Origin of the sequence: Paraburkholderia sp. Clong3 (genome assembly GCF_050436485.1) — a bacterium.
In the GTDB taxonomy this organism is placed as follows: domain Bacteria; phylum Pseudomonadota; class Gammaproteobacteria; order Burkholderiales; family Burkholderiaceae; genus Paraburkholderia; species Paraburkholderia tuberum.
Map to the genome: position 1 here is coordinate 2,677,316 of NZ_JBNDMH010000002.1, position 21,037 is coordinate 2,698,352.

25 protein-coding genes and 1 pseudogene are annotated in these 21,037 nt (G+C 64.1%); 6 read left to right on the forward strand and 20 right to left on the reverse strand.

The window, feature by feature from the left end:
* Positions 1–22: 22 nt before the first annotated feature.
* On the reverse strand, positions 23–757 hold the full coding sequence (locus tag OKW30_RS16500; protein WP_429347119.1) for a GntR family transcriptional regulator: 735 nt from the start codon (positions 755–757) through the stop codon (positions 23–25).
* A 367-nt stretch (positions 758–1,124) separates the two neighbouring features.
* On the opposite strand from OKW30_RS16500, the gene OKW30_RS16505 reads away from it, so the two are divergent.
* Complete coding sequence (locus OKW30_RS16505) at positions 1,125–2,051, forward strand: bifunctional helix-turn-helix transcriptional regulator/GNAT family N-acetyltransferase (protein WP_429347120.1); 927 nt, start codon at positions 1,125–1,127, stop codon at positions 2,049–2,051.
* A 77-nt stretch (positions 2,052–2,128) separates the two neighbouring features.
* Here OKW30_RS16505 and OKW30_RS16510 read toward each other — a convergent pair whose 3' ends face one another.
* Complete coding sequence (locus OKW30_RS16510) at positions 2,129–2,941, reverse strand: MetQ/NlpA family ABC transporter substrate-binding protein (protein WP_429347121.1); 813 nt, start codon at positions 2,939–2,941, stop codon at positions 2,129–2,131.
* Positions 2,942–3,211: 270 nt separating this feature from the next.
* Between OKW30_RS16510 and OKW30_RS16515 the strand changes: the two genes are divergently transcribed.
* Complete coding sequence (locus OKW30_RS16515; RefSeq protein WP_018419317.1) at positions 3,212–3,502, forward strand: YciI family protein; 291 nt, start codon at positions 3,212–3,214, stop codon at positions 3,500–3,502.
* A 75-nt stretch (positions 3,503–3,577) separates the two neighbouring features.
* Here the strand turns inward: OKW30_RS16515 and OKW30_RS16520 are convergent, their stop codons facing one another.
* From OKW30_RS16520 to OKW30_RS16540, 5 genes are read right to left on the reverse strand one after another with little or no spacing between them, the layout of a single operon-like run.
* Positions 3,578–4,195 carry an SCO family protein gene (locus tag OKW30_RS16520; protein ID WP_184066999.1) on the reverse strand — a complete coding sequence of 206 codons (618 nt, stop codon included), beginning with the start codon at positions 4,193–4,195 and terminating at the stop codon, positions 3,578–3,580.
* Positions 4,196–4,199: 4 nt separating this feature from the next.
* Positions 4,200–5,105 carry a heme o synthase gene (cyoE, locus tag OKW30_RS16525; protein ID WP_187628746.1) on the reverse strand — a complete coding sequence of 302 codons (906 nt, stop codon included), beginning with the start codon at positions 5,103–5,105 and terminating at the stop codon, positions 4,200–4,202.
* A 5-nt stretch (positions 5,106–5,110) separates the two neighbouring features.
* Positions 5,111–6,220 carry a COX15/CtaA family protein gene (locus tag OKW30_RS16530; RefSeq protein WP_187628747.1) on the reverse strand — a complete coding sequence of 370 codons (1,110 nt, stop codon included), beginning with the start codon at positions 6,218–6,220 and terminating at the stop codon, positions 5,111–5,113.
* Positions 6,221–6,242: 22 nt separating this feature from the next.
* Positions 6,243–6,917, reverse strand: a complete 675-nt coding sequence (locus OKW30_RS16535; protein WP_184066991.1) for an SCO family protein — start codon at positions 6,915–6,917, stop codon at positions 6,243–6,245.
* Between the two features lie 51 nt (positions 6,918–6,968).
* Positions 6,969–7,685, reverse strand: coding sequence for an SURF1 family protein (locus OKW30_RS16540; RefSeq protein WP_429347122.1), 717 nt, complete (start codon positions 7,683–7,685; stop codon positions 6,969–6,971).
* Between the two features lie 111 nt (positions 7,686–7,796).
* On the opposite strand from OKW30_RS16540, the gene OKW30_RS16545 reads away from it, so the two are divergent.
* Positions 7,797–8,006: a twin transmembrane helix small protein gene (locus tag OKW30_RS16545; RefSeq protein WP_008921867.1), complete on the forward strand. Its 210-nt coding sequence runs from the start codon at positions 7,797–7,799 to the stop codon at positions 8,004–8,006.
* A gap of 159 nt (positions 8,007–8,165) precedes the next feature.
* Here OKW30_RS16545 and OKW30_RS16550 read toward each other — a convergent pair whose 3' ends face one another.
* From OKW30_RS16550 to OKW30_RS16585, 8 genes and pseudogenes are all read right to left on the reverse strand, one after another.
* Positions 8,166–9,023: a cytochrome c oxidase subunit 3 gene (locus tag OKW30_RS16550; protein ID WP_429347123.1), complete on the reverse strand. Its 858-nt coding sequence runs from the start codon at positions 9,021–9,023 to the stop codon at positions 8,166–8,168.
* A gap of 125 nt (positions 9,024–9,148) precedes the next feature.
* The gene (locus tag OKW30_RS16555) at positions 9,149–9,358 is read right to left on the reverse strand and encodes a DUF2970 domain-containing protein (RefSeq protein ID WP_018419310.1); all 210 of its coding nucleotides are present in this window, start codon (positions 9,356–9,358) and stop codon (positions 9,149–9,151) included.
* Positions 9,359–9,408: 50 nt separating this feature from the next.
* The gene (locus OKW30_RS16560; protein WP_429347124.1) at positions 9,409–10,047 is read right to left on the reverse strand and encodes a cytochrome c oxidase assembly protein; all 639 of its coding nucleotides are present in this window, start codon (positions 10,045–10,047) and stop codon (positions 9,409–9,411) included.
* Positions 10,048–10,089: 42 nt separating this feature from the next.
* Positions 10,090–10,224, reverse strand: coding sequence for a cytochrome oxidase small assembly protein (locus OKW30_RS16565; protein ID WP_018419308.1), 135 nt, complete (start codon positions 10,222–10,224; stop codon positions 10,090–10,092).
* Positions 10,225–10,333: 109 nt separating this feature from the next.
* Positions 10,334–11,947: a cytochrome c oxidase subunit I gene (ctaD, locus tag OKW30_RS16570; protein WP_184026602.1), complete on the reverse strand. Its 1,614-nt coding sequence runs from the start codon at positions 11,945–11,947 to the stop codon at positions 10,334–10,336.
* Positions 11,948–11,991: 44 nt separating this feature from the next.
* Positions 11,992–13,644 (reverse strand): cytochrome c oxidase subunit II, encoded by a 1,653-nt coding sequence (gene coxB / locus OKW30_RS16575; protein ID WP_429347125.1) that lies wholly within the window; start codon positions 13,642–13,644, stop codon positions 11,992–11,994.
* A gap of 64 nt (positions 13,645–13,708) precedes the next feature.
* Positions 13,709–14,183, reverse strand: a pseudogene (locus OKW30_RS16580) (DUF2244 domain-containing protein).
* A 395-nt stretch (positions 14,184–14,578) separates the two neighbouring features.
* A complete protein-coding gene (locus OKW30_RS16585; protein WP_184066982.1) occupies positions 14,579–15,544 on the reverse strand; it encodes a methyltransferase domain-containing protein in 966 nt (321 codons plus the stop codon).
* Between the two features lie 121 nt (positions 15,545–15,665).
* On the opposite strand from OKW30_RS16585, the gene OKW30_RS16590 reads away from it, so the two are divergent.
* Positions 15,666–16,412 (forward strand): phosphoribosyltransferase family protein, encoded by a 747-nt coding sequence (locus OKW30_RS16590; RefSeq protein ID WP_409340024.1) that lies wholly within the window; start codon positions 15,666–15,668, stop codon positions 16,410–16,412.
* 18 nt (positions 16,413–16,430) lie between these two features.
* The gene (gene trmL, locus OKW30_RS16595; RefSeq protein ID WP_090802877.1) at positions 16,431–16,901 is read left to right on the forward strand and encodes a tRNA (uridine(34)/cytosine(34)/5-carboxymethylaminomethyluridine(34)-2'-O)-methyltransferase TrmL; all 471 of its coding nucleotides are present in this window, start codon (positions 16,431–16,433) and stop codon (positions 16,899–16,901) included.
* Here the strand turns inward: trmL and OKW30_RS16600 are convergent.
* From OKW30_RS16600 to OKW30_RS16620, 5 genes are all read right to left on the reverse strand, one after another.
* A complete protein-coding gene (locus OKW30_RS16600; RefSeq protein ID WP_184066976.1) occupies positions 16,874–17,434 on the reverse strand; it encodes an O-acetyl-ADP-ribose deacetylase in 561 nt (186 codons plus the stop codon). The genes trmL and OKW30_RS16600 overlap by 28 nt on opposite strands.
* A gap of 125 nt (positions 17,435–17,559) precedes the next feature.
* Entirely contained in the window at positions 17,560–18,558 is a 999-nt protein-coding gene (locus OKW30_RS16605) for an NAD(P)H-dependent glycerol-3-phosphate dehydrogenase (protein ID WP_429347126.1), read from the reverse strand.
* Positions 18,559–18,580: 22 nt separating this feature from the next.
* Complete coding sequence (secB, locus tag OKW30_RS16610) at positions 18,581–19,057, reverse strand: protein-export chaperone SecB (protein WP_018419299.1); 477 nt, start codon at positions 19,055–19,057, stop codon at positions 18,581–18,583.
* A 147-nt stretch (positions 19,058–19,204) separates the two neighbouring features.
* Positions 19,205–19,465 carry a glutaredoxin 3 gene (grxC, locus tag OKW30_RS16615; RefSeq protein WP_090802871.1) on the reverse strand — a complete coding sequence of 87 codons (261 nt, stop codon included), beginning with the start codon at positions 19,463–19,465 and terminating at the stop codon, positions 19,205–19,207.
* The gene (locus OKW30_RS16620) at positions 19,462–19,887 is read right to left on the reverse strand and encodes a rhodanese-like domain-containing protein (RefSeq protein ID WP_013088271.1); all 426 of its coding nucleotides are present in this window, start codon (positions 19,885–19,887) and stop codon (positions 19,462–19,464) included. The genes grxC and OKW30_RS16620 overlap by 4 nt, the downstream gene beginning before the upstream one ends.
* 137 nt (positions 19,888–20,024) lie before the next feature.
* Here OKW30_RS16620 and gpmA point away from each other — a divergent pair, with 137 nt between their 5' ends.
* On the forward strand, positions 20,025–20,771 hold the full coding sequence (gene gpmA / locus OKW30_RS16625; protein ID WP_429347127.1) for a 2,3-diphosphoglycerate-dependent phosphoglycerate mutase: 747 nt from the start codon (positions 20,025–20,027) through the stop codon (positions 20,769–20,771).
* The last annotated feature ends 266 nt before the right edge of the window (positions 20,772–21,037 follow it).

The following is a 21,037-nucleotide window of genomic DNA, read 5'->3' on the forward strand; positions in this document are numbered from 1 at the left end:
CGGCCTACGAGGGCCGCGCAGCTCAGGTGCGCAATTCAGCGACGAAGTCGTAGTAGTCGTCGCGGCAATAGGTGTCGGTCAGCTCGATCGCCCGTTGATCCGCGCAGTAGCCGATCCGGGTGATGACCAGCAGCGCGGTGCGCGGTTCGATGTCCATCAGCGCGGCGATTTCGCTCGACGCGTTGACCGCGCGGAAGTGCTGCAACGCGCGCACGACGGCCGCGCCGCGCTGCTCGAGATAGCTGTACAGCGAGTCGCCGATCACCATCGGATCAGGCACGATCGCGACCGGCAGCGCCGAATGTTCGACCGCCATCACGATGCCGTCCGCGCGCCGCAGCCGCCGCAGGCTCGTGACGGCCGCGCCGGGTGACAAGCCGAGGCGCAGCAGCTCGTCGCGATTGGCGGCGCGCACGTCGCGTTCGAGCCAGACCGAATCGGGCCGGAAACCGCGCTGCTGCATCTTCTTCGTGAAGCCGGTGAGACGCGACAGCGGATCTTCGACGCGCGGCGTGATGAAGCTGCCCGCGCCGCGCGAGCGCCGGATCAGCCCCTGCTCGACCAGCAGTTCGATCGCCTTGCGCGCGGTGACGCGCGACACGCCGATCGCGTCGGACAGCGTGCGCTCGGAAGGCAGCGCCTCGCCGGCCGACCAGACGCCGCAATGGATCGCCGTCGCCAGGTTGCGCGCGAGCTGCAGGTAGAGCGGCGTGACGTTGCGCACGTCAGGCATCAATGCGGACCAGCGAGTTTCCATGGGGCTCCAAGGACGCCGTGAGCAGTACAGCCCGGAAAATTGAGAGCCCATTATATAACCAACATAATACCAGTCAACGGACTGGTTCCATGCCGGCCCGGATCGCCGGAAAGCCTTGCTGATTGGGGATCACAGCGGGATTCAAGGGCTCCGTCGGAGCGATTTGCAGACCAGGGACTTTCCCGCATCGCACGCATTTGACGATACCAGCGAGTCGTTATCGGGCTCCTGGTGGTATCAACAGCCCAAATAATCAATACCTATTTAATACCAGTTGGTGTCTCGCGGCGGTGGAGTGGCTTTGTAAATAAGGGTCGTGCCGATATAGTGCGCTGTACCGACCATAAAAAGTCCCGGGGAGCCGCTCTTGACAGATTCCGAGGCGCTGCGGCGCGCTCAGGCCGTCCGCCATTTCAATCGCTTCTATACCCAATGCATCGGTGCCCTGCACGAGCATCTGGCTCGAAGCGAGTTCTCGCTGACGGAAGTGCGCGTGCTGCACGAGCTATCACGCGCCCGCGCGCAGACCGCGTCGGTGCTCGGGCGCGCGCTCGGGCTCGATAGCGGCTATCTGAGCCGCCTGCTGACCAGTTTCGAGCGACGCAAGCTGATCACCCGCCGTCCGTCCGACACCGACGCACGCCAGTCGCTGATCGCGCTCACCGAGCACGGCCACGCGATCTACGCGCCGCTCGACGCCGCCGCCATCCATGAAGCACTCGGCCTGCTCGACAGACTCAGCGCGCTATCGCAGGAGCAGCTGATCGGCGCGATGAAGCTGATCGAGCGCCTGCTCAGCGACAAGCCGAAGCACGAGCTCGTGGTGCTGCGTCAGCCGCGCGCCGGCGAATGTGGCTGGGTCGTGCATCGTCAGGCGCAGTGGTTCGCCGCGCAGTACGGCTGGGATCACACGTTCGAGGGCTTGCTCGCGCGCGTCGTCGCCGAGTACGCGCAGCGCAACGATCCGCTGCGCGAGAAGTGCTGGATCGCCGAACAGGAGGGTCTGGTGGTCGGCTCGGTTTGCCTCGTCGGGGTCTCGACGACGGTCGCGGGTGTGCGCCTGCTGTGGGTCGAACCGGACGTGCGGAAGCTCGGCATCGGCACGCAGTTGCTCAGCGAATGCGTGCGCTTCGCGCGGCGCGCGGGCTACACGAAGCTCACGCTGACCACCGCGAGCGCATTGGCGGAGCCACGGCGGCTTTGCGAGCGCGCTGGGTTCGAGTTGGCCGGCAGCGCGGCAGAGCGCCGCTTCGGCCAGGATCTGACGATCGAAAGATGGGAGCTGGAGCTATAAAAAAAGCACGCGCCTGTACGGCGCGTGCCTTTCCTGATGCCATGCTGCTGCGCTTGCGATCGCGCTGAACGCGTCGCTTAGAACGACGGCACCATCGAACCCTTGAACTGCGTCTTGATGGACTGGCGCACGTCTTCCGACTGATACGCCGCGACCAGCTTCTTCACCCATGGCTGATCCTTGTCCTTCGCGCGCACGGCGATCAGGTTCGCGTACGGGCTGTGGATGTCTTCGAGCGCGATCGCGTCCTTGGTCGGCTGCAGGCCAGCGGCCAGCGCGAAGTTCGTATTGATGACGGCGGCGTCGACGTCGGCGAGCGAACGCGGCAGTTGCGCGGCGTCGAGCTCGACGAACCTGATCTTCTTCGGATTGTCGACGACATCGAGCGGCGTCGCGTTGTTGCCGCCCGTGGCCGCGCCGTCCTTCAGCTTGATCAGCCCTTGCGCCTGCAGCAACAGCAGTGCGCGATTTTCGTTCGACGGATCGTTCGGCACCGCGACCTTCGCGCCCTGCGGCAGGTCCTTCAACGACTTCAGCTTCTTCGAGTACGCGCCGAGCGGCGAGATGTACGTGAGGCCCGCGTTGACGAGCTTGTAGCCGCGCTGCTTGATCTGGCTATCGAGGTACGGCTGGTGCTGGAAGCTGTTGGCGTCGAGGTCGCCCGCGTCGAGCGCGGCGTTCGGCTGAATGTAGTCGTTGAACTCGACGACCTTCACGTTCAGGCCTTCGCGCTTCGCGACCCTGGTGACGACTTCCCAGATCTGCGCGTCCGGGCCGCCGATCGTGCCGACCTTGATGACCTTGTCGTCGGCGTGCGCGCCGAAGCTGGTCAGGATCGCCGCCCCGGCGACGACTGCGGTGAGGGCTTTGAGGATATTTCTGCGCTGCATGTGATTCTCGCTGTTGCGGTTCGACGTTTGAGTCGATGACTCCGATCGATGTCGGAGTCGGATGAAATGGGCGGCGCTCCGGTTCGTGCTGGCGCGCCGTCGGCCAAGACCAAAATTGTTTCATATGGGCGGCAAGTTGGGAAATACCCTTACCGCATATGGTTATGCGGAGCGCAAGCGCAATGGCTAGCGCAACGCAAAACCCGCGGCTGACCGATAATCCAGAGCCGTAGCCGCGCACGGCCCACTCACCCGCCCCTGAGAACGACCATGTACGTGATCAACCTGATCTACACCGCCCCGCTCGATCGTATCGACGACGCGCTCGACGCGCATCGCGCGTTTCTCGCGGAGCAGTTCGACGCGGGCATCTTCGTCGCGGCCGGTCCGAAAGTGCCGCGCGACGGCGGCATCATCCTCGCGGTTCGTATCGAGCGCGACAGGCTGGATCGCATTCTCGCGAGCGATCCGTTCGCCCTGCAACAGCTCGCGCGCTACGAGGTGACGGAGTTCAAGACGACGCGTCTCGCGCCGGGGCTGAATTTGCCGATTCCGGTCTGAGCGCGAGTTGCGAAGAGGGGAGGGATGCGGGGAGGCGTGAGCGGCGCCGCTTTAAAAAGCCGCCTGCGATGCGCATCAATCAAGCAGCAGCTTGATGTCATGGACCCATGGTGTCGCGCCTTGGCCATCGCGCGCGAACAGACGCAGCTTGCCGTCCGTGTCGAACACATAGCTCGCGGCCGTGTGGTCCATCGTGTAGCTGTCGGGTGTCTTGCCCGGGACCTTCGCGTAGTACACGCGGAAGTCTTTCGCGACCTTCGCGAGCTGTTCTTCGCTGGCGGGACGCAAGCCCACGAAGCTCGGATTGAACGCCGGCACGTATTGCGCGAGCAACTGCGGCGTATCGCGCTCGGGGTCGACGGTGACGAACAGCACCTGCACGCGCTTCGCGTCCTCCGGACCGAGTTGCTGCAACGCCTGTGACAGCTCGGCCATCGTCGTCGGGCAGACGTCCGGGCAATGCGTATAGCCGAAGAACAGCACGACGACCTTGCCTTTGTAGTCGGCAAGCGTGCGGATCTTGCCGGACGTGTCGGGCAACGAGAAATCGCCGGCGAATTGCGTATTGCCGGTGATGTCGAGATTCGTAAAAGCCGGCGGCTGCTTGCCGCAACCCGTCATCAGCAATGTGCCGCCGAGCGCGCAAGCCATCACAGCGGCGCGCGCGATGCGCGCAAAGCGATTGTTGAGCATGGTGTTACGCGCCTATCACGACGCGCGAGTAGTGGTCGATCAGCAGCGCGGCGAACAGCAGCGACAGATAGACGATCGAAAAACGGAAAGTTTTGCGCGCGAGCTCGTCCGAATACTCGCGGTAGATCTTCCACGCATAAGCGAGAAACACGGCGCCGAGCAGCACCGCCGACGCGAGATACACGACGCCGCTCATGCCGGAGATGAACGGCATCAGCGTGACCGCGAACAGGATGACCGTGTAGAGAAGGATATGCAGGCGCGTGTACTTTTCGCCGTGCGTGTTCGGCAGCATCGGCAGGCCGGCGTTTTCGTAGTCCTTGCGGCGATACAGCGCGAGCGACCAGAAATGCGGCGGTGTCCACACGAAGATGATCAGCACGAGGATCCACGCGTCGCCGGGCACGTGGCCCGTTACCGCGGCCCAGCCGAGCGCGGGCGGCATCGCGCCCGACGCGCCGCCGATCACGATGTTCTGCGGCGTGACTGGCTTCAGCAGCAGCGTATAGATGACCGCATAACCGACGAATGTGGCGAGCGTGAGCCACATGGTCAGCGCATTGGCGAACGTGTACAGCGTCCACATGCCGAGGCCGCCGAGCACGGCCGAGAACAGCAGGATCTGCGGGGTGGTGATTTCGCCGCGCGCGGACGGACGCCACGACGTGCGGCGCATTTTGGCGTCGATCTGCTGCTCGACGAGGCAGTTGATCGCGAACGCGGCGCCGGCCAGCAGCCAGATGCCGACCGTGCCGCCGATCAGTACGGTCCATGGCACCATGCCCGGCGTCGACAGGAACATGCCGATGACCGCGCAGAACACCGCAAGCTGCGTAACACGCGGCTTGGTCAGTGCGAGATATTGGGAGACCCGGCTGCCGGGCGTTCGGGAGAGTGTTGTGCTGTCCATGTGAGTCACGCTGGCGCGGCTTCGCGCGCAGGGAGCGCGGCGCAGCCGGGACGGCTATAAGCGACTCGAAAGTTTAACATAACGAGCAGCAGCAGCAGGATCGCGGCCCCGCCGTTATGGGCGACCGCAATCGGTAACGGCCATTGCAGCACGATGTTCGACAAGCCGGTGACGAACTGGATCAGCACCACCAGCAGCACGCCGTTGGCGGGTCGCCGCAGTGACTCGAAGCGGCGCATCTTCAACGCGAACCACACCAGATAGGCGATCACAGCGAACGCGAACGTGCGATGCGTCCAGTGAATCGCGACCAGCGCATCCTGCGTGATCACGTCGCCGTCGCCGGTCATGCCGAGCGCGCGCCACAGGTGGAAGCCGTGCGCGAAGTCCATCGGCGGAATCCATTGGCCGTTGCAGGTCGGGAAGTCGGTGCACGCGAGCACCGCGTAGTTCGTGCTGACCCAGCCACCGAGCGCGATTTGCAGTACCAGCAGCGCGAGACCCGCGAGCGCGGCCACGCGCCAGCGCGCGGCCTCGGGCTCGTAGGCCGGCAGCGGCGTCAGGCGCGCCGCGAGCCAGCCGAGCGTGCCGAGCAGCGCCAGGCCGAGCAGCAGATGCGTGGTCACGATGATCGGCTGCAGCCTCATGGTCACGGTCCACGCGCCGAACACGCCCTGCACGACGATCAGCAGCAGCAGCGAAGTCGGCCACCACGGCGACACATGCAGCGGACGACGCTTGATACGCGCCGTCCAGGCAATGATCGTCTGCGCGATGATCAGCACGCCGATCGCCATCGCGAAGTAGCGATGGATCATTTCGATCCACGCCTTCGTCATGCTGACGGGGCCGCTCGGCATCGCCTGATAGGCCGCGGAGATCGCCGCGTGCGCGATGAACGGCGACGACGTGCCGTAGCAGCCGGGCCAATCCGGGCAGCCGAGGCCCGAATCGGTGAGGCGCGTGAAGCCGCCGAACATCACGAGATCGAGCGTCAGGAAGGTGGTGAGCCAGACCAGCTTGCGGAATTTGTTGTCGTCGGCCTTGACCCACACGTAGGACAACGGCAGCAACGCGATACACAAGCCGATCAGGCCCAGTTGCAATACGAACATCTCATTTACCCAGGTTGCGGCGTCAGCCGATGGTCGACCATTTGAGCAGCTTGGTCAGGTCGCCTTTGATCTTGCTCGGGTTCGCGTCTTTCGGAAAACGCATCATCAGATTGCCGTTCGGATCGACCAGGTAGATGTGGTCGGTGATCCGCGTGCCGGTGTCGGCGGGCAGCCACGCGGCGACCTGCGCCGGATCGGCGATCAGCATGTCGGTGTTGGGGTAGGCGGTTTGTATCACGTCCGCGACCTTGTCTGCATCGGTGCGCAGCCACACTTCCATGACGCGCTCGCGTTCCGGGCCCTGAGCTGCGCGGATTTGTCGCATGAAGTAGAGCTTCGTCACGCAGGCTTGGTCGCACGCGCTGTTGTCCACCGAGATCATGAGCCAGCGGCCATGCAGCGAGGCGAGCTTCAGCGGCTTGCCGTCCGCGCCGGTGACCATGAGCGAGTCCGGGATCGGCCGTTGCGGCTCGATCAGCGCGCCGTAGTTCGTGCTGCCGCCGGTCGGCTTCACGACGAAGTACATGAAGTACGAGATCGCGATCGGCGCCGCGCAGATCACCGCGAGCAGCAGCAGCACCCAGCGGCCGCGCCGCCACGAGCCCGGGCCGTTCGGTTGGCCGGGCATCGCTTTGGCCGCGGCGGGTTTGCCGCTGGATTTGCCAGCTTCCGGCGAACGGGGAGTTTGAGTCGACACTACAGAACCTCTTTCAATGTTTGGACGGCGGCGAGCCGTGCCTTGCGTTCCTCACGCGCCCGGCGCGTGCTCTTTTTTGCCCGCGCGGCGCGCCGCATACAGACCGAAGGCGAGCGCGGCGACGGCCATGCCCCACCACTGCAGCATGTAGCCGTAGTTGCGCTCGACGCCGGTGGTCGGTGCGGGCCAGTCGCGCACCAGGCCGTCGCCGGCATCGCCGGTCTGCTGGATCACGAACGATTGCAGCGGCAGCCCGGTCTCCGCGGCGTACGAGCCGACGTCGAGATTCTGCCGGATCAGGTGATGCGCGACCGATCCACCCTCGCCGAGCTCGAACGCGCGCGACGCGTCGGCACGCGCAATCCCTTCGATCTCGACCTCGCCCGGCGGCGTCGTGTACGGCGCGATGGTCTCGCGATTGCTCAGGTTGCGCGGCAGCCAGCCGCGATTGACGAGCACGTAACCGCCGTCGGCGAGTTTAAAAGGCATCACGACGTAAAAGCCCGGCTGATCGTTATACGGACGATTATCGAGGTACACGACCTTGTTCGTGACGAAACTGCCGCGCGCTTTCACGCGATGAAACTCGATGTCCTTCAGCGCGAGCGGCGTCGCGCTGACCGGCAACGCGGGCGCGTTCTCGAACTGCGTGATGCGCGCCTCGAGCGCTTCCTTCTGATGCGCGCGATCGCGCTGCCAGAAACCGAGCCGCATCGTCACGACGACGACCAGCAGGATCAGCAGCGCGGGAATCAGGCGAAACTTCATTGCGAGCGCTCCGGCATCGCGCTCAGGGCCGCCGGGAACCTGCGGCAGACGCCCGCTCGCGGTGCGATAATGAATGTCTTGCCACTGCGCTTTCCGGTTTCAGTTGGTTCCATGCACATTATCGTTCCCATCGCCTTTGCTCTCATCATCGCCAGCATGGTGTCGGCGCTGTATTTCATGATGCACGACAAAGGCAAGACCAAGCGGATGGTCTGGTCACTCGCCACGCGGGTGGGCCTGTCGATCTCGCTGTTCCTGTTCATCCTGTTCGCACACTGGATGGGCTGGATTCAGTCGACCGGGATTCCGTACGGGCGCTGACGCTCGCGGATAGGTCGCCGCCGCATCCCTTCAGCGGCAAATTTTCCTCGCCGCCAAACAAAACGCCGCCCTGAGAGGTCGAGGGCGGCGCTGCATTCAGCCTTGCATACTGCTCGTGCGCGCCGCCTGAACGGCATTGCGCGCACGGATCTGGCCGCATTACAGCCAGTACACGACGACATACAGCCCGAGCCACACGACGTCGACGAAGTGCCAGTACCAGGCCGCGCCTTCGAACGCGAAGTGATGTTCCGGCGTGAAGTGGCCGCGAATCAGGCGCACCAGCACAACGGAGAGCATCGTGCCGCCGAGGAACACGTGAAAGCCGTGGAAGCCAGTCAGCAGGAAGAACGTCGAACCGTAGATGCCCGAAGCCAGCGTCAGGTTCAGCTCGTTGTACGCGTGGAAGTATTCGAAGCCCTGCAGGAACAGGAAGCTCACGCCCAGCACGATTGTCGCCGCGAGCCACGCCATCGCCTTCTTGCGATGGTTGTCGCGCAGCGCGTGGTGCGACACCGTCAGCGTCGCACCCGACGACAGCAGCAGCGCCGTGTTGATGGTCGGCACCGGCCACGGCTGCATCGACTTGTAGGTGCCCACGAGTTCGGCCGGGCCGTTGTTCGGCCACACCGCCGTGAAATCCGGCCAGATCAGTTTGTAGTCGAGGCTGCCGAGTTGATGCAGCGCGATTTCGCGGGCATAGAACAGCGCGCCGAAGAATGCGCCGAAGAACATCACTTCGGAGAATATGAACCAGCTCATGCTCCAGCGGTACGACCGGTCGACGTTCTTGCCGTACATGCCGCCTTCCGACTCGGCGATCGCATCGCCGAACCAATGCCACAGCGTAAAGAGCAGCCACAGCAGACCGATGAGCACGCCAAGCGGCGCCCAGGTATGGTCGTTGATCCAGGCCGCAAGCGATCCGAGCATGACCAGCAACCCCGTAGCGGCGCTGATCGGATGCCGCGACGGATGCGGTACGAAATAGTACGGGCTCTCGTTTTGACCGCTCATTCTTGATTCTCCACTTCAGTCCAGTTGTTCCGGAATCTCCGGCTGTATCTTCGGCGGCGCGTCGATACCGCACCGCTTCTCTCGAATTCGTGGGCTCTTCTCTGCTGCTGCGCCCTGCTACTGCCTCAACCGACCACGAGGCGCACGACCAGAATCAGCACCCCGATCAGAACCGCCGCGCCGATCAGCGCCGCCACGATCACATGCAGCGGGTTCAGTTGCGTCGCGTCCGCCTCGAGATCGCGGCGCTTGCGCACGCCGAAAAACGACCAGAACACCGCGCGCATCGATTGACCGAAACTGCTCTTGCGCGGACTGCCGCCGTTATCGTTCATGTCGCTTCGTTTTCCTTCGTTCGTCCGCGGCTCGCGCCGTCAAATCTGCTTCAGGCCGGCTTCGCGGGAGTGGCTGCCGCGCTGGTCACTGCATTGTTCACTGCATTCGCCTTCGGCGCCGCATCATCCGCGCTAGCCGCCGCCGGCGTGTTCAACTCGAAAAACGTGTACGACAGCGTGATCGTCTTCACGTCCTTCGGCAACTTCGGGTCGACGACGAACACCACCGGCATCCGCTTCGTCTCGTTCGCGTTCAACGTCTGCTGCGTGAAGCAGAAACACTCGATCTTCCTGAAGTACTCGGTCGCCTGCTTCGGCGCGTAGCTCGGAATGGCCTGCGCACGGATCGTGCGCGACTGCTCGTTGCTGACGTCGTACATGACCGTCGTTACTTCGCCCGGATGCACGTCGAGACTGCGCTGCTCCGGCTTGAAACCCAACAGGCCCCGCGCGTTCGCATCGAATTCGATCGAAATCGTGCGGCTCATGTCGACCTGCGTATTCTTCGCCTCGCGCGCTGAAACGTCGCGCTGCACGAGGTTGTTCACGCCGGTGATCTGGCAGATCGCGCGATACATCGGCACCAGCGCGAAACCGAAACCGAACATCATCAACGCGACGACGAACAGCTTGATCAGCATCGAACGGTTGAAAGAGCGATCGGCCTCGGCCGGCGGTTGCGTCGACATCTGAATTCTCAACAAACCTGCAAACAGACTGCGAAGGCGGCGTTAGCTGAACCAGCACTGCTTCAGAATCGCGCTCGCGAAAAACACCGCGGCGATCGCGAACATCACCAACCCTATCCGCCTGTTGCCCGCGCGAATCTGCTCCGGCGTACGTCTTTCCTGTGGATTGCGCGTCATGCTCGACTTTCTGAGTACGGTTCTTGACTGGCGAGGCCGCCGCGCGAAGCGTCCGAGTCCGGTGGCGGCATATCGCGCCGCCGGAACCCGGCACCTCGCCGGGATGGGCTTACTCGACGGTCGGCGGATGCTCGAACGTGTGGAACGGAGCCGGGCTCGGCACGGTCCACTCGAGGCCCGTTGCGCCGTCCCACGGCTTGTCGCCCGCTTCTACGAGCTCGCCACCGCCACGGTAGGCCGGCAGCGCCACCGCGAACAGGAAGTACACCTGTGACAGACCAAAGCCGAACGCGCCGATCGAGATCACCTGGTTCCAGTCGGTGAACTGCGCCGGGTAGTCGGCATAACGACGTGGCATGCCAGCGAGACCGACGAAGTGCATCGGCAGGAACGCGAGGTTGAAGAAGAACATCGACGCCCAGAAGTGGATCTTGCCGCGCGTTTCGTTGTACATCCAGCCGGTCCACTTCGGCGACCAGTAGTACCAGCCGGCGAACAGCGCGAACAGCGACCCCGCCACCAGCACGTAGTGGAAGTGCGCGACCACGAAATAGGTACCGTGATACTGGATGTCGAGCGGCGCCATGGCGAGCATCAGACCCGACAGGCCACCGAACGTGAACACGATCAGGAAGCCGACCGCGAACAGCATCGGCGTTTCGAAGGACAGCGAACCGCGCCACATCGTCGCGACCCAGTTGAACACCTTCACGCCGGTCGGCACCGCGATCAGCATCGTCGCGTACATGAAGAACAGCTGGCCCGTGACCGGCATGCCGGTCACGAACATGTGGTGCGCCCAGACCATGAACGACAGGATCGCGATCGACGCGGTTGCGTACACCATCGAGCTATAGCCGAACAGCGGCTTGCGCGAGAACGCCGGGATCACCTGCGAGACGATCCCGAACGCCGGCAAGATCATGATGTACACCTCGGGGTGCCCGAAGAACCAGAAGATGTGCTGGTACATGACCGGGTCGCCGCCGCCTGCCGCATTGAAGAACGACGTGCCGAAGTGACGGTCGAACAGCACCATCGTGATCGCGCCCGCCAGAACTGGCATCACGGCGATCAGCAGGTACGCGGTGATCAGCCAGGTCCAGACGAACATCGGCATCTTCATCAGCGTGAGGCCGGGTGCGCGCATGTTCAGGATCGTCACGACGATGTTGATACCGCCCATGATCGACGACGCACCCATCAGGTGGATCGCGAAAATCGCGAAGTCCATGCCCGGGCCCATCTGCGTGGAGAGCGGTGCGTACAGCGTCCAGCCCGCGGCGGTCGCGCCGCCCGGCGCGAAGAACGAGCCGACCAGCAGGACGGCCGCGACCGGCAGCAGCCAGAAGCTGAAGTTGTTCATCCGCGCGAAAGCCATGTCCGATGCGCCGATCTGCAGCGGCACCATCCAGTTCGCGAAGCCGACGAACGCCGGCATGATCGCGCCGAACACCATGATCAGCCCGTGCATGGTGGTCAACTGGTTGAAGAACTCGGGACGCATGATCTGCAGACCCGGCTCGAACAGCTCGGCACGGATCATCAGCGCCATCACGCCCCCGGACAGGAACATGGTGAACGAGAAGATCAGGTACAGCGTACCGATGTCCTTGTGGTTGGTTGCGAACAGCCAACGGCGCCAGCCATGCGGCGTTTCGTGGGCATGGTCGCCGTGCACGTGCTCGTGGCCCGCGACTACATCGTGTCCGATGCTAGACATGACAATCTCCTAAAGCGAATTCTGCGGTGCTGACCATGAACACGTCAGGCTGCCGGGCTGATCTGAACGCGCCGGGCTTCCTTCGCGTCGGTGCCGCCGGTGATCGTTTCCGGCTTCTTCAAAATAATATGATCGTCGGCAATGCCGGCTGCTTTCAGCGCGTCGCGAACGGCTTCGGCACGACTCTTCGCGAGCTTCGCGTTGACGTCGGCGGAGCCGGTTGCGTCGGTGAAGCCCGACAGCATGAATTTCGCGTCCGGATGCGCCTTCGCGTAGGCCGCGGCCGCGTCGACCGCCGCTTTCGCGTCGGCCGGCAGCGTGCTCTTGCCGGTCTCGAAGTAGATGCTCGCCGGCAGCGCGGCCTCTGCGTTGTTCGAAGCAGCCGCGCCAGCCTCGTTGCCCGATGCGGCCGGTGCGGACGCCGCTTCTGCGCCCGACGCTGCTTCCGCGCCCGATGCCGCAACGGCGCCGCTCGCGGCAGCACCGGCGTTGGCCAGATGATCGCCGCCTTCCGGCAGCTTGCCGTTGCGCGCGTCGGCGACCTGCTTCGGCTGCAGGATGTCGCCCGTGTGGTTGCCCCACGAGTTACGTTCGTACGTGATCACCGAGGCGATTTCGACGTCGTTCAGCGTCGGCGCCCACGAAGGCATCGCGTTCTTGCCCTTCAACACGAGACTCACGTGCTGCCCGATCGGACCGTTGGCGATCTTGCTGCCGTCGAGCGCCGGGAATGCGCCCGCGCCCTTGCCGGTCGGCTGGTGGCAGACCGCGCAGTTCGACGCGTAGACCTTGCCGCCGCGTTCCATCAGCTCGGCCATCGTGTAGGTCTTGTTCGGATCGTCCTGGCCGGCGGCCATTTTCTTCTTCTGCTCGTCGACCCACTTCGCGTAGTCGTCGGCAGACAGCACCTCGACGACGACCGGCATGAACGCGTGTTCCTTGCCGCACAGTTCGGTACAGAAGCCGCGGAACGTGCCGGTGCGGTTGGCCTTGAACCACGTGTCGCGCACGAAGCCGGGAATCGCGTCCTGCTTCACGCCGAAGGCCGGCACGTACCAGGAGTGGACCACGTCGTTCGCGGTGGTGATGATGCGGATTTTCTTGTCGACCGGCACCACGAGCGGGTTGTCGACTTCCTGCAGATACAGCGTGGAGATCGGCTCGCGGCCATCGGTTTGCGCGCGCGGCGTGGCGAGCGTGGACAGGAAGCCGATGCCCTCGCCCGGACCCTTCACGTAGTCGTAGCCCCACTTCCACTGGTAGCCGGTGACCTTGATCGTGAGGTCGGCGTTCGAGGTGTCCTTCATCGCGACGACGGCCTTGGTGGCGGGCAGCGCCATCAGCACGACGATGATGAACGGCACGATCGTCCAGATGATTTCGACGGTGGTGCTTTCGTGGAAATTGGCTGCGTTGTGGCCTTTCGATTTGCGGTGCGCGAAGATCGAATAGAACATCACGCCGAACACACCGATGAAGATCACGGTGCAAAGTCCCAGCATGAACATGTGGAGGCTGAACAGCTCCTCAGCGATTCTCGTTGCAGGCGGCTGGAGATTGATCGCGTTGACGGCTGGGCCGCCCGGAGCATCGCCCACTGCCAGGGCGGCACCGGCGAAAAGCAGTCCGCTCGTCGCCAGCACGCTCATGAGCGCTCGCTTGATTGTTTTCATAGCTTCCTTACCCAAATTTTCCATTCAAACCCCTCGACCCCGCTGGCAGCGTGTCGCGCCCCCTTGAACGCCGCGCGTCCGGCACCATCTAACAACGTGCCAGCCACATACGTAGTTCGCCTGCGAACTGCGCGCGCCGATTCTGCGCGAGGTGTTGCCCGATCATGAGTCTGCCCGCGCGAGACCAGCTTGATCTGATCGCGCGGCGTTGCGCCCGGCTCTATCCGCACCCAGCGCGGATTGAATTCGAACTGCGTAATCTGCTCGGCACTGACCTGCTCGATCACGAGCCGGTTCGGAAACAACCGGATGCGCTCGTAATCGACAGCATGACGCGCATATATTGCAAACGCGATACCTACGGCCAGCAATTCGATTCCAGTGAACGGCAACACCAGCCAGGCGCCGACCAGAACCAGCATGAATGCAATTGCCAACGAAAACAACGCAAGCGACACGTACAGACAGACGAACTGCCGCGGCGATATCGAACAGTTGCGCTTCATGGTCCAGTCCCTAAGGACCGGTTCTGAATCCGCCAGCAGATGATCTGATGCGCCCATCGCTGCCTCCTGCGAATCGTCGAGTCCGGCCTGCCTTCTTTTACTTCCGGATGCATCTCGCGGCCGCCGTTCGAGTCACTGTTTCCAGCATCACTCGCGAGCGCGCCAACCCCTACCGCATCACTTCATTTTGCAGCCCCGCGCCTCGGGCTTGCCACCCCAAATGTGGGAACCTCGGGTGACAAACTGACGCATTATAGGCGCGATCCATAGCATCGACAAGCAAACCCCGATCGGCCCGCAAGCCAGGCGCGACAAGCCTTCGCGCCATTTTGCCCGGCATTTTGCGGCTCTTTTGGAGGGCAAATCCCAGGCATAACGGATGTCCTCTTTACCGCTTTTGCAACACGTCAACCGCACCGTCGGCAAGCAGTTGATGACAGCACCGCAATCTGCTATCCACGCTTGCCCGGACCTCGTCCGATGTCCTCGAGCCGCACGATGCCATGTCCTTCCGCCGTGGTGCGCGGCACGGCTTTCCATGCGTGGCCGTAGATCACCTCGAAGGTCAGCGCGATCGTGCCGTCGGCGCGCCGGCGCGCTTCGAGCGCGGCGAGCAGGGCTTTGTGCAACCGACGCGCGAGCACGCCGTCATGCGCATCGCGCTCGAACGGGTACGCGCCCCAGCGACGCACGTCCGCGAGCAGCGACTCGGGCGACTTATAGGTGATCGTCAGCGTCTCCTGGTCCATCACCGGAATTTCGAAGCCGGCCTCGACGAGCATGTCGCCGAGGTCGTGCATGTCGACGAAGTCGATCACATGCTTGCGAGACGCGACGCCGTGGGCGGCCTCGATCTCGGCGTAGGCACCGCGCAACTCCTTCAGCGTATCGGGGCCGAGCGTGCTGAACATTAGCAGGCCGTTGACCTTCAGCACGCGCTGCCATTCGGGAAACACCAGATCGGGCCGCGAGTGCCAGTGCAGCGCGAGGTTGGACCAGATGAATTCGAATGCGCCGGACGTGAACGGCAGCGCGGAGAAATCGGTCTGCGCGAAGCGCGGGCCACGCGCGCCGAGCGCCTTGCCGAGCGAGGCGGGAAGAAAGCGCCGCCAACTGGTGTCGCCGGCATCGTGACGCAGCGCGCGGCGGAGCATGCCGTGCGACAGATCAGCGCCGAACACCGGCGCCTCGGGAAAGCGTTCGCGCAATGCGGGGAGGTCTTCGCCCGCGCCGCAACCGGCGTCGAGCACGCTCGAGGGCGCCACCTTGATGTAATCGAGACGCTCGCGCATGCGCTGCGCAATCTCTCGCGGCAGGAACGCAACCTCGTCGAAGGTGGCAGCGCGACGGTCGAAAATACGCCTGAGGCGCCGTGAATCGTAGGCCGGACGGCCAGATTGAGCGGATGTTGGGGACATGTGTGTCGTGCTGGCGTGAGCTCGAAGTATACTCGTTCGTTCCTCTCCATTCAGCGAGAACGGCTTTCACCGGCGCTCACTCGTGCGATTCCAGTCATTTTCTTCGTCGTGTCGAAATCAGGTGGCGCGTTTTGCGCGCGGACTGCATTCGGCATGGCCGCGGGCCTTGAACGCCGCGCTGCCGAACCTGTGCGCGTTGTGCGGCAATTTGTCGCATAAGACGTTGTGCGACGGTTGCGACGCGGCCTACTGGAACGAGAGCCGGCTGCGCTGCACCGTTTGCGCGGTGCCGTTGCCGGCGTCACGCTGGGTCGCTCAGGCGCGGTATCGCTGCGCGGATTGCGTGGCCGAGCCGCCGCCGTTCGACGCGAGCTTCGCGCTCGCCGACTATCGCGCGCCGCTCGATACGCTCGCGGTCGGCCTGAAGTTCCGCGCCCGGCTGATGCTCGCGCGAGACTTCGCGCAACGCCTCGCGCGGCTCGCTGAAGCCAATTGGCACGACGCGGCCGAGCGGCCCGACGTGATCGCGCCTGTGCCGCTCGCCGGTCGCCGTCTGGTCGAGCGCGGTTACAACCAGGCCTGGCAGATCGCGCGGCCGCTCGCCCGGGCGCTCGGCGTGCGCGGCGACCCCACGCTGCTCGAACGAACGCTCGACACCGCGCCGCAATCGCGCCTCGATCTCGATGCGCGCCGGCAGAACGTCGGCCGAGCGTTTCGCGTCGCGCGCCCAGTGCGCGGCCTGCACGTCGGCATCGTCGACGATGTCATGACGAGCGGCGCGACGCTCGAAGCGCTCGCGCATACGCTGAAGGCCGCCGGCGCGCGGCGGGTTACGAACTTCGTCGCGCTGCGCACTCCGAAAAACTAGCTTTTACGTGGTCTTCTTATGTTCAACGTCGTTCTCGTAGAACCCGAAATTCCGCCCAACACCGGCAACGTGATTCGCCTGTGCGCGAACACCGGCGCCCGGCTGCACCTGATCGAGCCGCTCGGCTTCCCTCTCGACGATACCAAGATGCGGCGCGCCGGCCTCGACTATCACGAGTACGCGGAAATGAACGTGCATGCCGATTGGGACGCGTTCATCGCGAAAGAAACGCCCGACGCGTCGCGCATGTTCGCATTCACGACGCGCGGCTCGGGGCGCTTTCACGACCACGCGTTTCAACCGGGCGACTGGTTCGTGTTCGGCGCCGAAACGCGCGGCCTGCCCGGCACGGTGCTCGAGCGCTTTGCGAACGAACAGCGCGTGCGTCTGCCGATGCGTCCCGGCAATCGCAGTCTGAATCTGTCGAATACGGTGGCGATCGTGGTGTTCGAAGCGTGGCGTCAGGCCGGCTTCGAAGGCGGCGCCTGACGGCGTTCGAGCTCGGCCTCGTAGCGTGCGAACATCGCGTCGTCGAAGCACGCGAACGTCACGTGCTTCATGTGTGGTGTGCGCGGCAACGTGTCGAGTACGGTCGCGACCGCGATGCTGACCGCATCGTCGGCGGGGAAACGGTAGATACCGCAGCTGATCGCTGGAAACGCGATGCTCGTGCACTGAGTTTCGCGCGCGACTTCGAGTGAGCGCTGATAGCACGATGCGAGCAGGTCGGCTTCGCCATGCGCGCCGCCACGCCACACTGGACCGACCGCGTGAATAACATGCTTCGCGGGCAGACGATAGCCGGCGGTGATTTTGGCGTCGCCGGTCGCGCAGCCGCCGAGCGTTTCGCATTCGCGCAGCAACTCCTTGCCGGCCGCGCGATGAATCGCGCCATCCACACCGCCGCCGCCGAGCAGCGAAGTATTCGCGGCATTGACGATCGCATCGACGGCGAGCGTCGTGATATCGACCACGCGCGCTTCGAGCGTGCACGTGCCAAGCCTGAGAATGAAGGTGGGCATGGGAACCTCGCTGACCCGAGTCTCGCTCACGAAGTGGACAACCCGAAGTGGACAACCCGAAGTGGACAACCAGGCGAGGCAGCCGTTCAACGCGAATTTCCGCTAAACGGCTGATAGAAAAGGCTTTATTCCGCCTTCGAATCGCGCCGCAGGAGCGCGCTAACCGCATCGCGCGGCGCCACGCCGTCGAACAGCACCGCGCAGACCGCCTGCGTGATCGGCATTTCGATTGCATGAGCACATGCGATCGAGAGTACCGCCCGCGCGCAGCGCACGCCTTCGGCCACGTGACCGAGACCGCCGAGGATGTCGTCGAGCGTGCGGCCCGTGGCGAGTTGCAGGCCCACGGTGCGGTTGCGCGACAGATCGCCGGTGGCAGTCAGAATCAGATCACCGAGGCCGGTCAACCCGGTAAAGGTTTCCGCGCGCCCACCGAGCGTCACGCCAAGGCGCGACATTTCGGCGAGGCCGCGGGTGATCAGCGCCGCGCGTGCATTGAGGCCGAGGCCGAGGCCATCGGCGATGCCCGTGGCGATGGCGAGCACGTTTTTCACCGCGCCGCCCACTTCGACGCCAACGACGTCGTCGCCGGTATAGATGCGCATCGCGCCGTGATGGAACGCCGCGACCGTGCGTTCGCGGCACGCCGCCGACGGGCTCGCGATCGTCAACGCAACCGGCAGCCCCTGCCCGACTTCGCGCGCGAAGCTCGGTCCGGACAACACGCCGTTGCTCGCATGCTCGGGCAATTCCGCCGCGACCGCCTGATGCGGCAACAACTGCGAATCCGCTTCGAACCCCTTGCACAGCCACACGATATGCGCGGGCACCTTGCCCGCATCGCGCATCACGCGCAACAGGCCGCGCAGGCCAGCCACGGGCGTCGCGACCACGCACAGCGCATCGTCGTCGAGCGCGTGATCGAGCGCCACTCCGAGATCCGCTTCAAAGCGAAGCGCGGGCGGCAACGCGACGCCCGCCAGATAGCGGGCGTTTTCATGCGAAGTGGAAAGCTCGGCGATGAGCGCGGACTCGCGCGCCCACAACACCGTGTGGTGCCTTAAGGCCAGATGGCCGGCGAGGGCGGTGCCCCAGGCGCCAGCGCCGAGAACGGCGACTTTCATAGCCGGCACTGCGCGCGGCGCCTTAGTGCGTGACGCCTTTTTGCGCCGCGCCGTCCTGCTGGGCCGCGCTCATCTGGGCGAGACGCTGCTCGTACAGCGCCTGGAAGTTGATCTCGGCGAGGTGGATCGGCGGGAAGCCGGCGCGGGTGATCGCATCGGCGATGTTCGAGCGCAGGTACGGGAACAGGATGGTCGGGCAGGCAATGCCGACGAGCGGATCGATCTGCTCGGCAGGAATGTTGCGAATGTCAAAAATGCCGGCCTGTTTCGCTTCGATCAGGAACGCGACCTTGTCCGACACCTTGGCCGTGACCGTGCCCGTCACGAGAATTTCAAACACGGATTCGGCGAGGCGCTCGGCCTTCACGTCGACTTCGACTTCGACCGACGGCATTTCCTGCTCGAGGAAGATACCCGGCGAATTCGGCTGCTCGAGCGACATGTCCTTCAGATAGATGCGCTGGATGTTGAAGAACGGCTGGTTATTCTCGTCGGACATGATGGTGATTCCTGATAGGTGTGCGTGGCGGCGGCCGATGCACGCATGGGCCGCCAGATTATTGCGCCGGCTCGCCGGCTCCACGAGGAGCGCGTGCGCCGGCTTATCGAGTGGTCCGCCCGCTCGCGCGGCGCGAAACGCGCGAACTCAGGCTGCTTCGAGCAGCGGCGTCAGACCGCCCGCGCGATCGAGCGCGGAAAGGTCATCATAGCCGCCCACATGCGTCTCGCCGATGAACACCTGCGGCACCGTGCGACGACCGGTCCGGGTCATCATCTCCTCACGACGGCCCGGGTCCTTGTCGATCAGTACTTTCTCAACGTGCTCGACGCCGCGCGACTTTAAAAGACGTTCGGCCATCTGGCAATACGGGCACACCTGGGTGCTGTACATGATCACTTTGTTCACTTGGCTGCTCCTTGTTTCACAACCGGCATACCGGCTTTCTGCCAGGCATCGACGCCGCCCTCGAGAACATGGACTTCCGCGTATCCCGCTTCCTGCACGATACGCGCGGCCTTGTTCGACTGCTGGCCGGTCTGGCACACCAGCAGCACCGGGTTGCTCTTGTTCTTCGCGAGTTGCGTGACTTTCGCCTGCAACTCTGCGAATTCGAAATGCCGTGCCGAGGGCAGGTGCCCCTTGGCGTAATCGGCGGACGGCCGCAGATCGATGACCGCCGCGTTGCGCCGGTTGATCAGTTGGGTGGCTTCAGCGGCCGACAGGCCGCCACGTCCACGCCGACTGATGGTCGGCCACAGCAGCAACCCACCAGAGATAAGGACGATTGCGATCAGGACAAGGTTTGTGTATTCGGTGAAAAACTTCACGGAAGATCCGCCGGAAAGAGAGAAATCGAAAAGGTCAACCCGAGCATTATAAAATAACCGTTCGACGCGATGGCGATGCGCCGCCCGAGGCGCCGCGCAGCGCGAGACCGCTTCCTCACTACCGACCGGCAACTCTCATGTACAAACTCGTTCTCATCCGCCACGGCGAATCGACTTGGAACAAGGAAAACCGCTTCACCGGCTGGGTCGACGTCGACCTCACCAAGCAGGGCAACCTCGAGGCGCAGCAGGCGGGCGGACTGCTCAAGGAATCGGGCTATACGTTCGACATCGCCTACACGTCGGTGCTCAAGCGCGCGATCCGCACGCTGTGGCATGTGCAGGACCAGATGGATCTGATGTACCTGCCCGTCGTGCATTCGTGGCGCCTGAACGAACGCCACTACGGCGCGCTGTCGGGTCTGAACAAGGCCGAAACCGCCGCGAAGTTCGGCGACGAGCAGGTGCTGGTCTGGCGCCGCAGCTACGACACGCCGCCGCCCGCGCTCGAGCCCACCGACGAGCGCGCGCCGTACACCGATCCGCGCTACGCCAAGGTGCCGCGCGAGCAACTGCCGCTGACCGAGTGCCTGAAAGACACGGTCGCGCGCGTGTTGCCGCTGTGGAACGAGTCGATTGCGCCGGCCATCAAGTCGGGGCGCAGCATCCTGATCGCCGCGCACGGCAACTCGATCCGCGCGCTGGTCAAGTATCTCGACAACATCTCGGACAGCGACATCGTCGGCCTCAACATCCCGAACGGCGTGCCGCTCGTCTATGAACTCGACGACAACCTGAAGCCGATCAAGCACTACTATCTCGGCGACCAGGACGCGATCGCCAAGGCGCAAGCCGCGGTCGCGAGCCAGGGCAAGGCGGGCTGATCCGGCATTTCCGGGCGCGGCCCACGCCACGAAAACGCGCGGGGCCGCACGCAGACAACCGGGCCGACAAGAAATTCTGTATTGCGCCCGGCGGTCAGATTCAAAGGTCCGCTGCAGGGTTCACCGTAGCGGCGAGCGCATCCGCTGGCCTTGCGCGGCAACTCTCAGTTCCGACCCGCCGAGTGCCATGTCGTACGGCTCGCCATCCGCGGCTCGGGTCGCAAGAACCAGGACCTTCCCGTACTGTCGAAGCACGATTGCCTGCA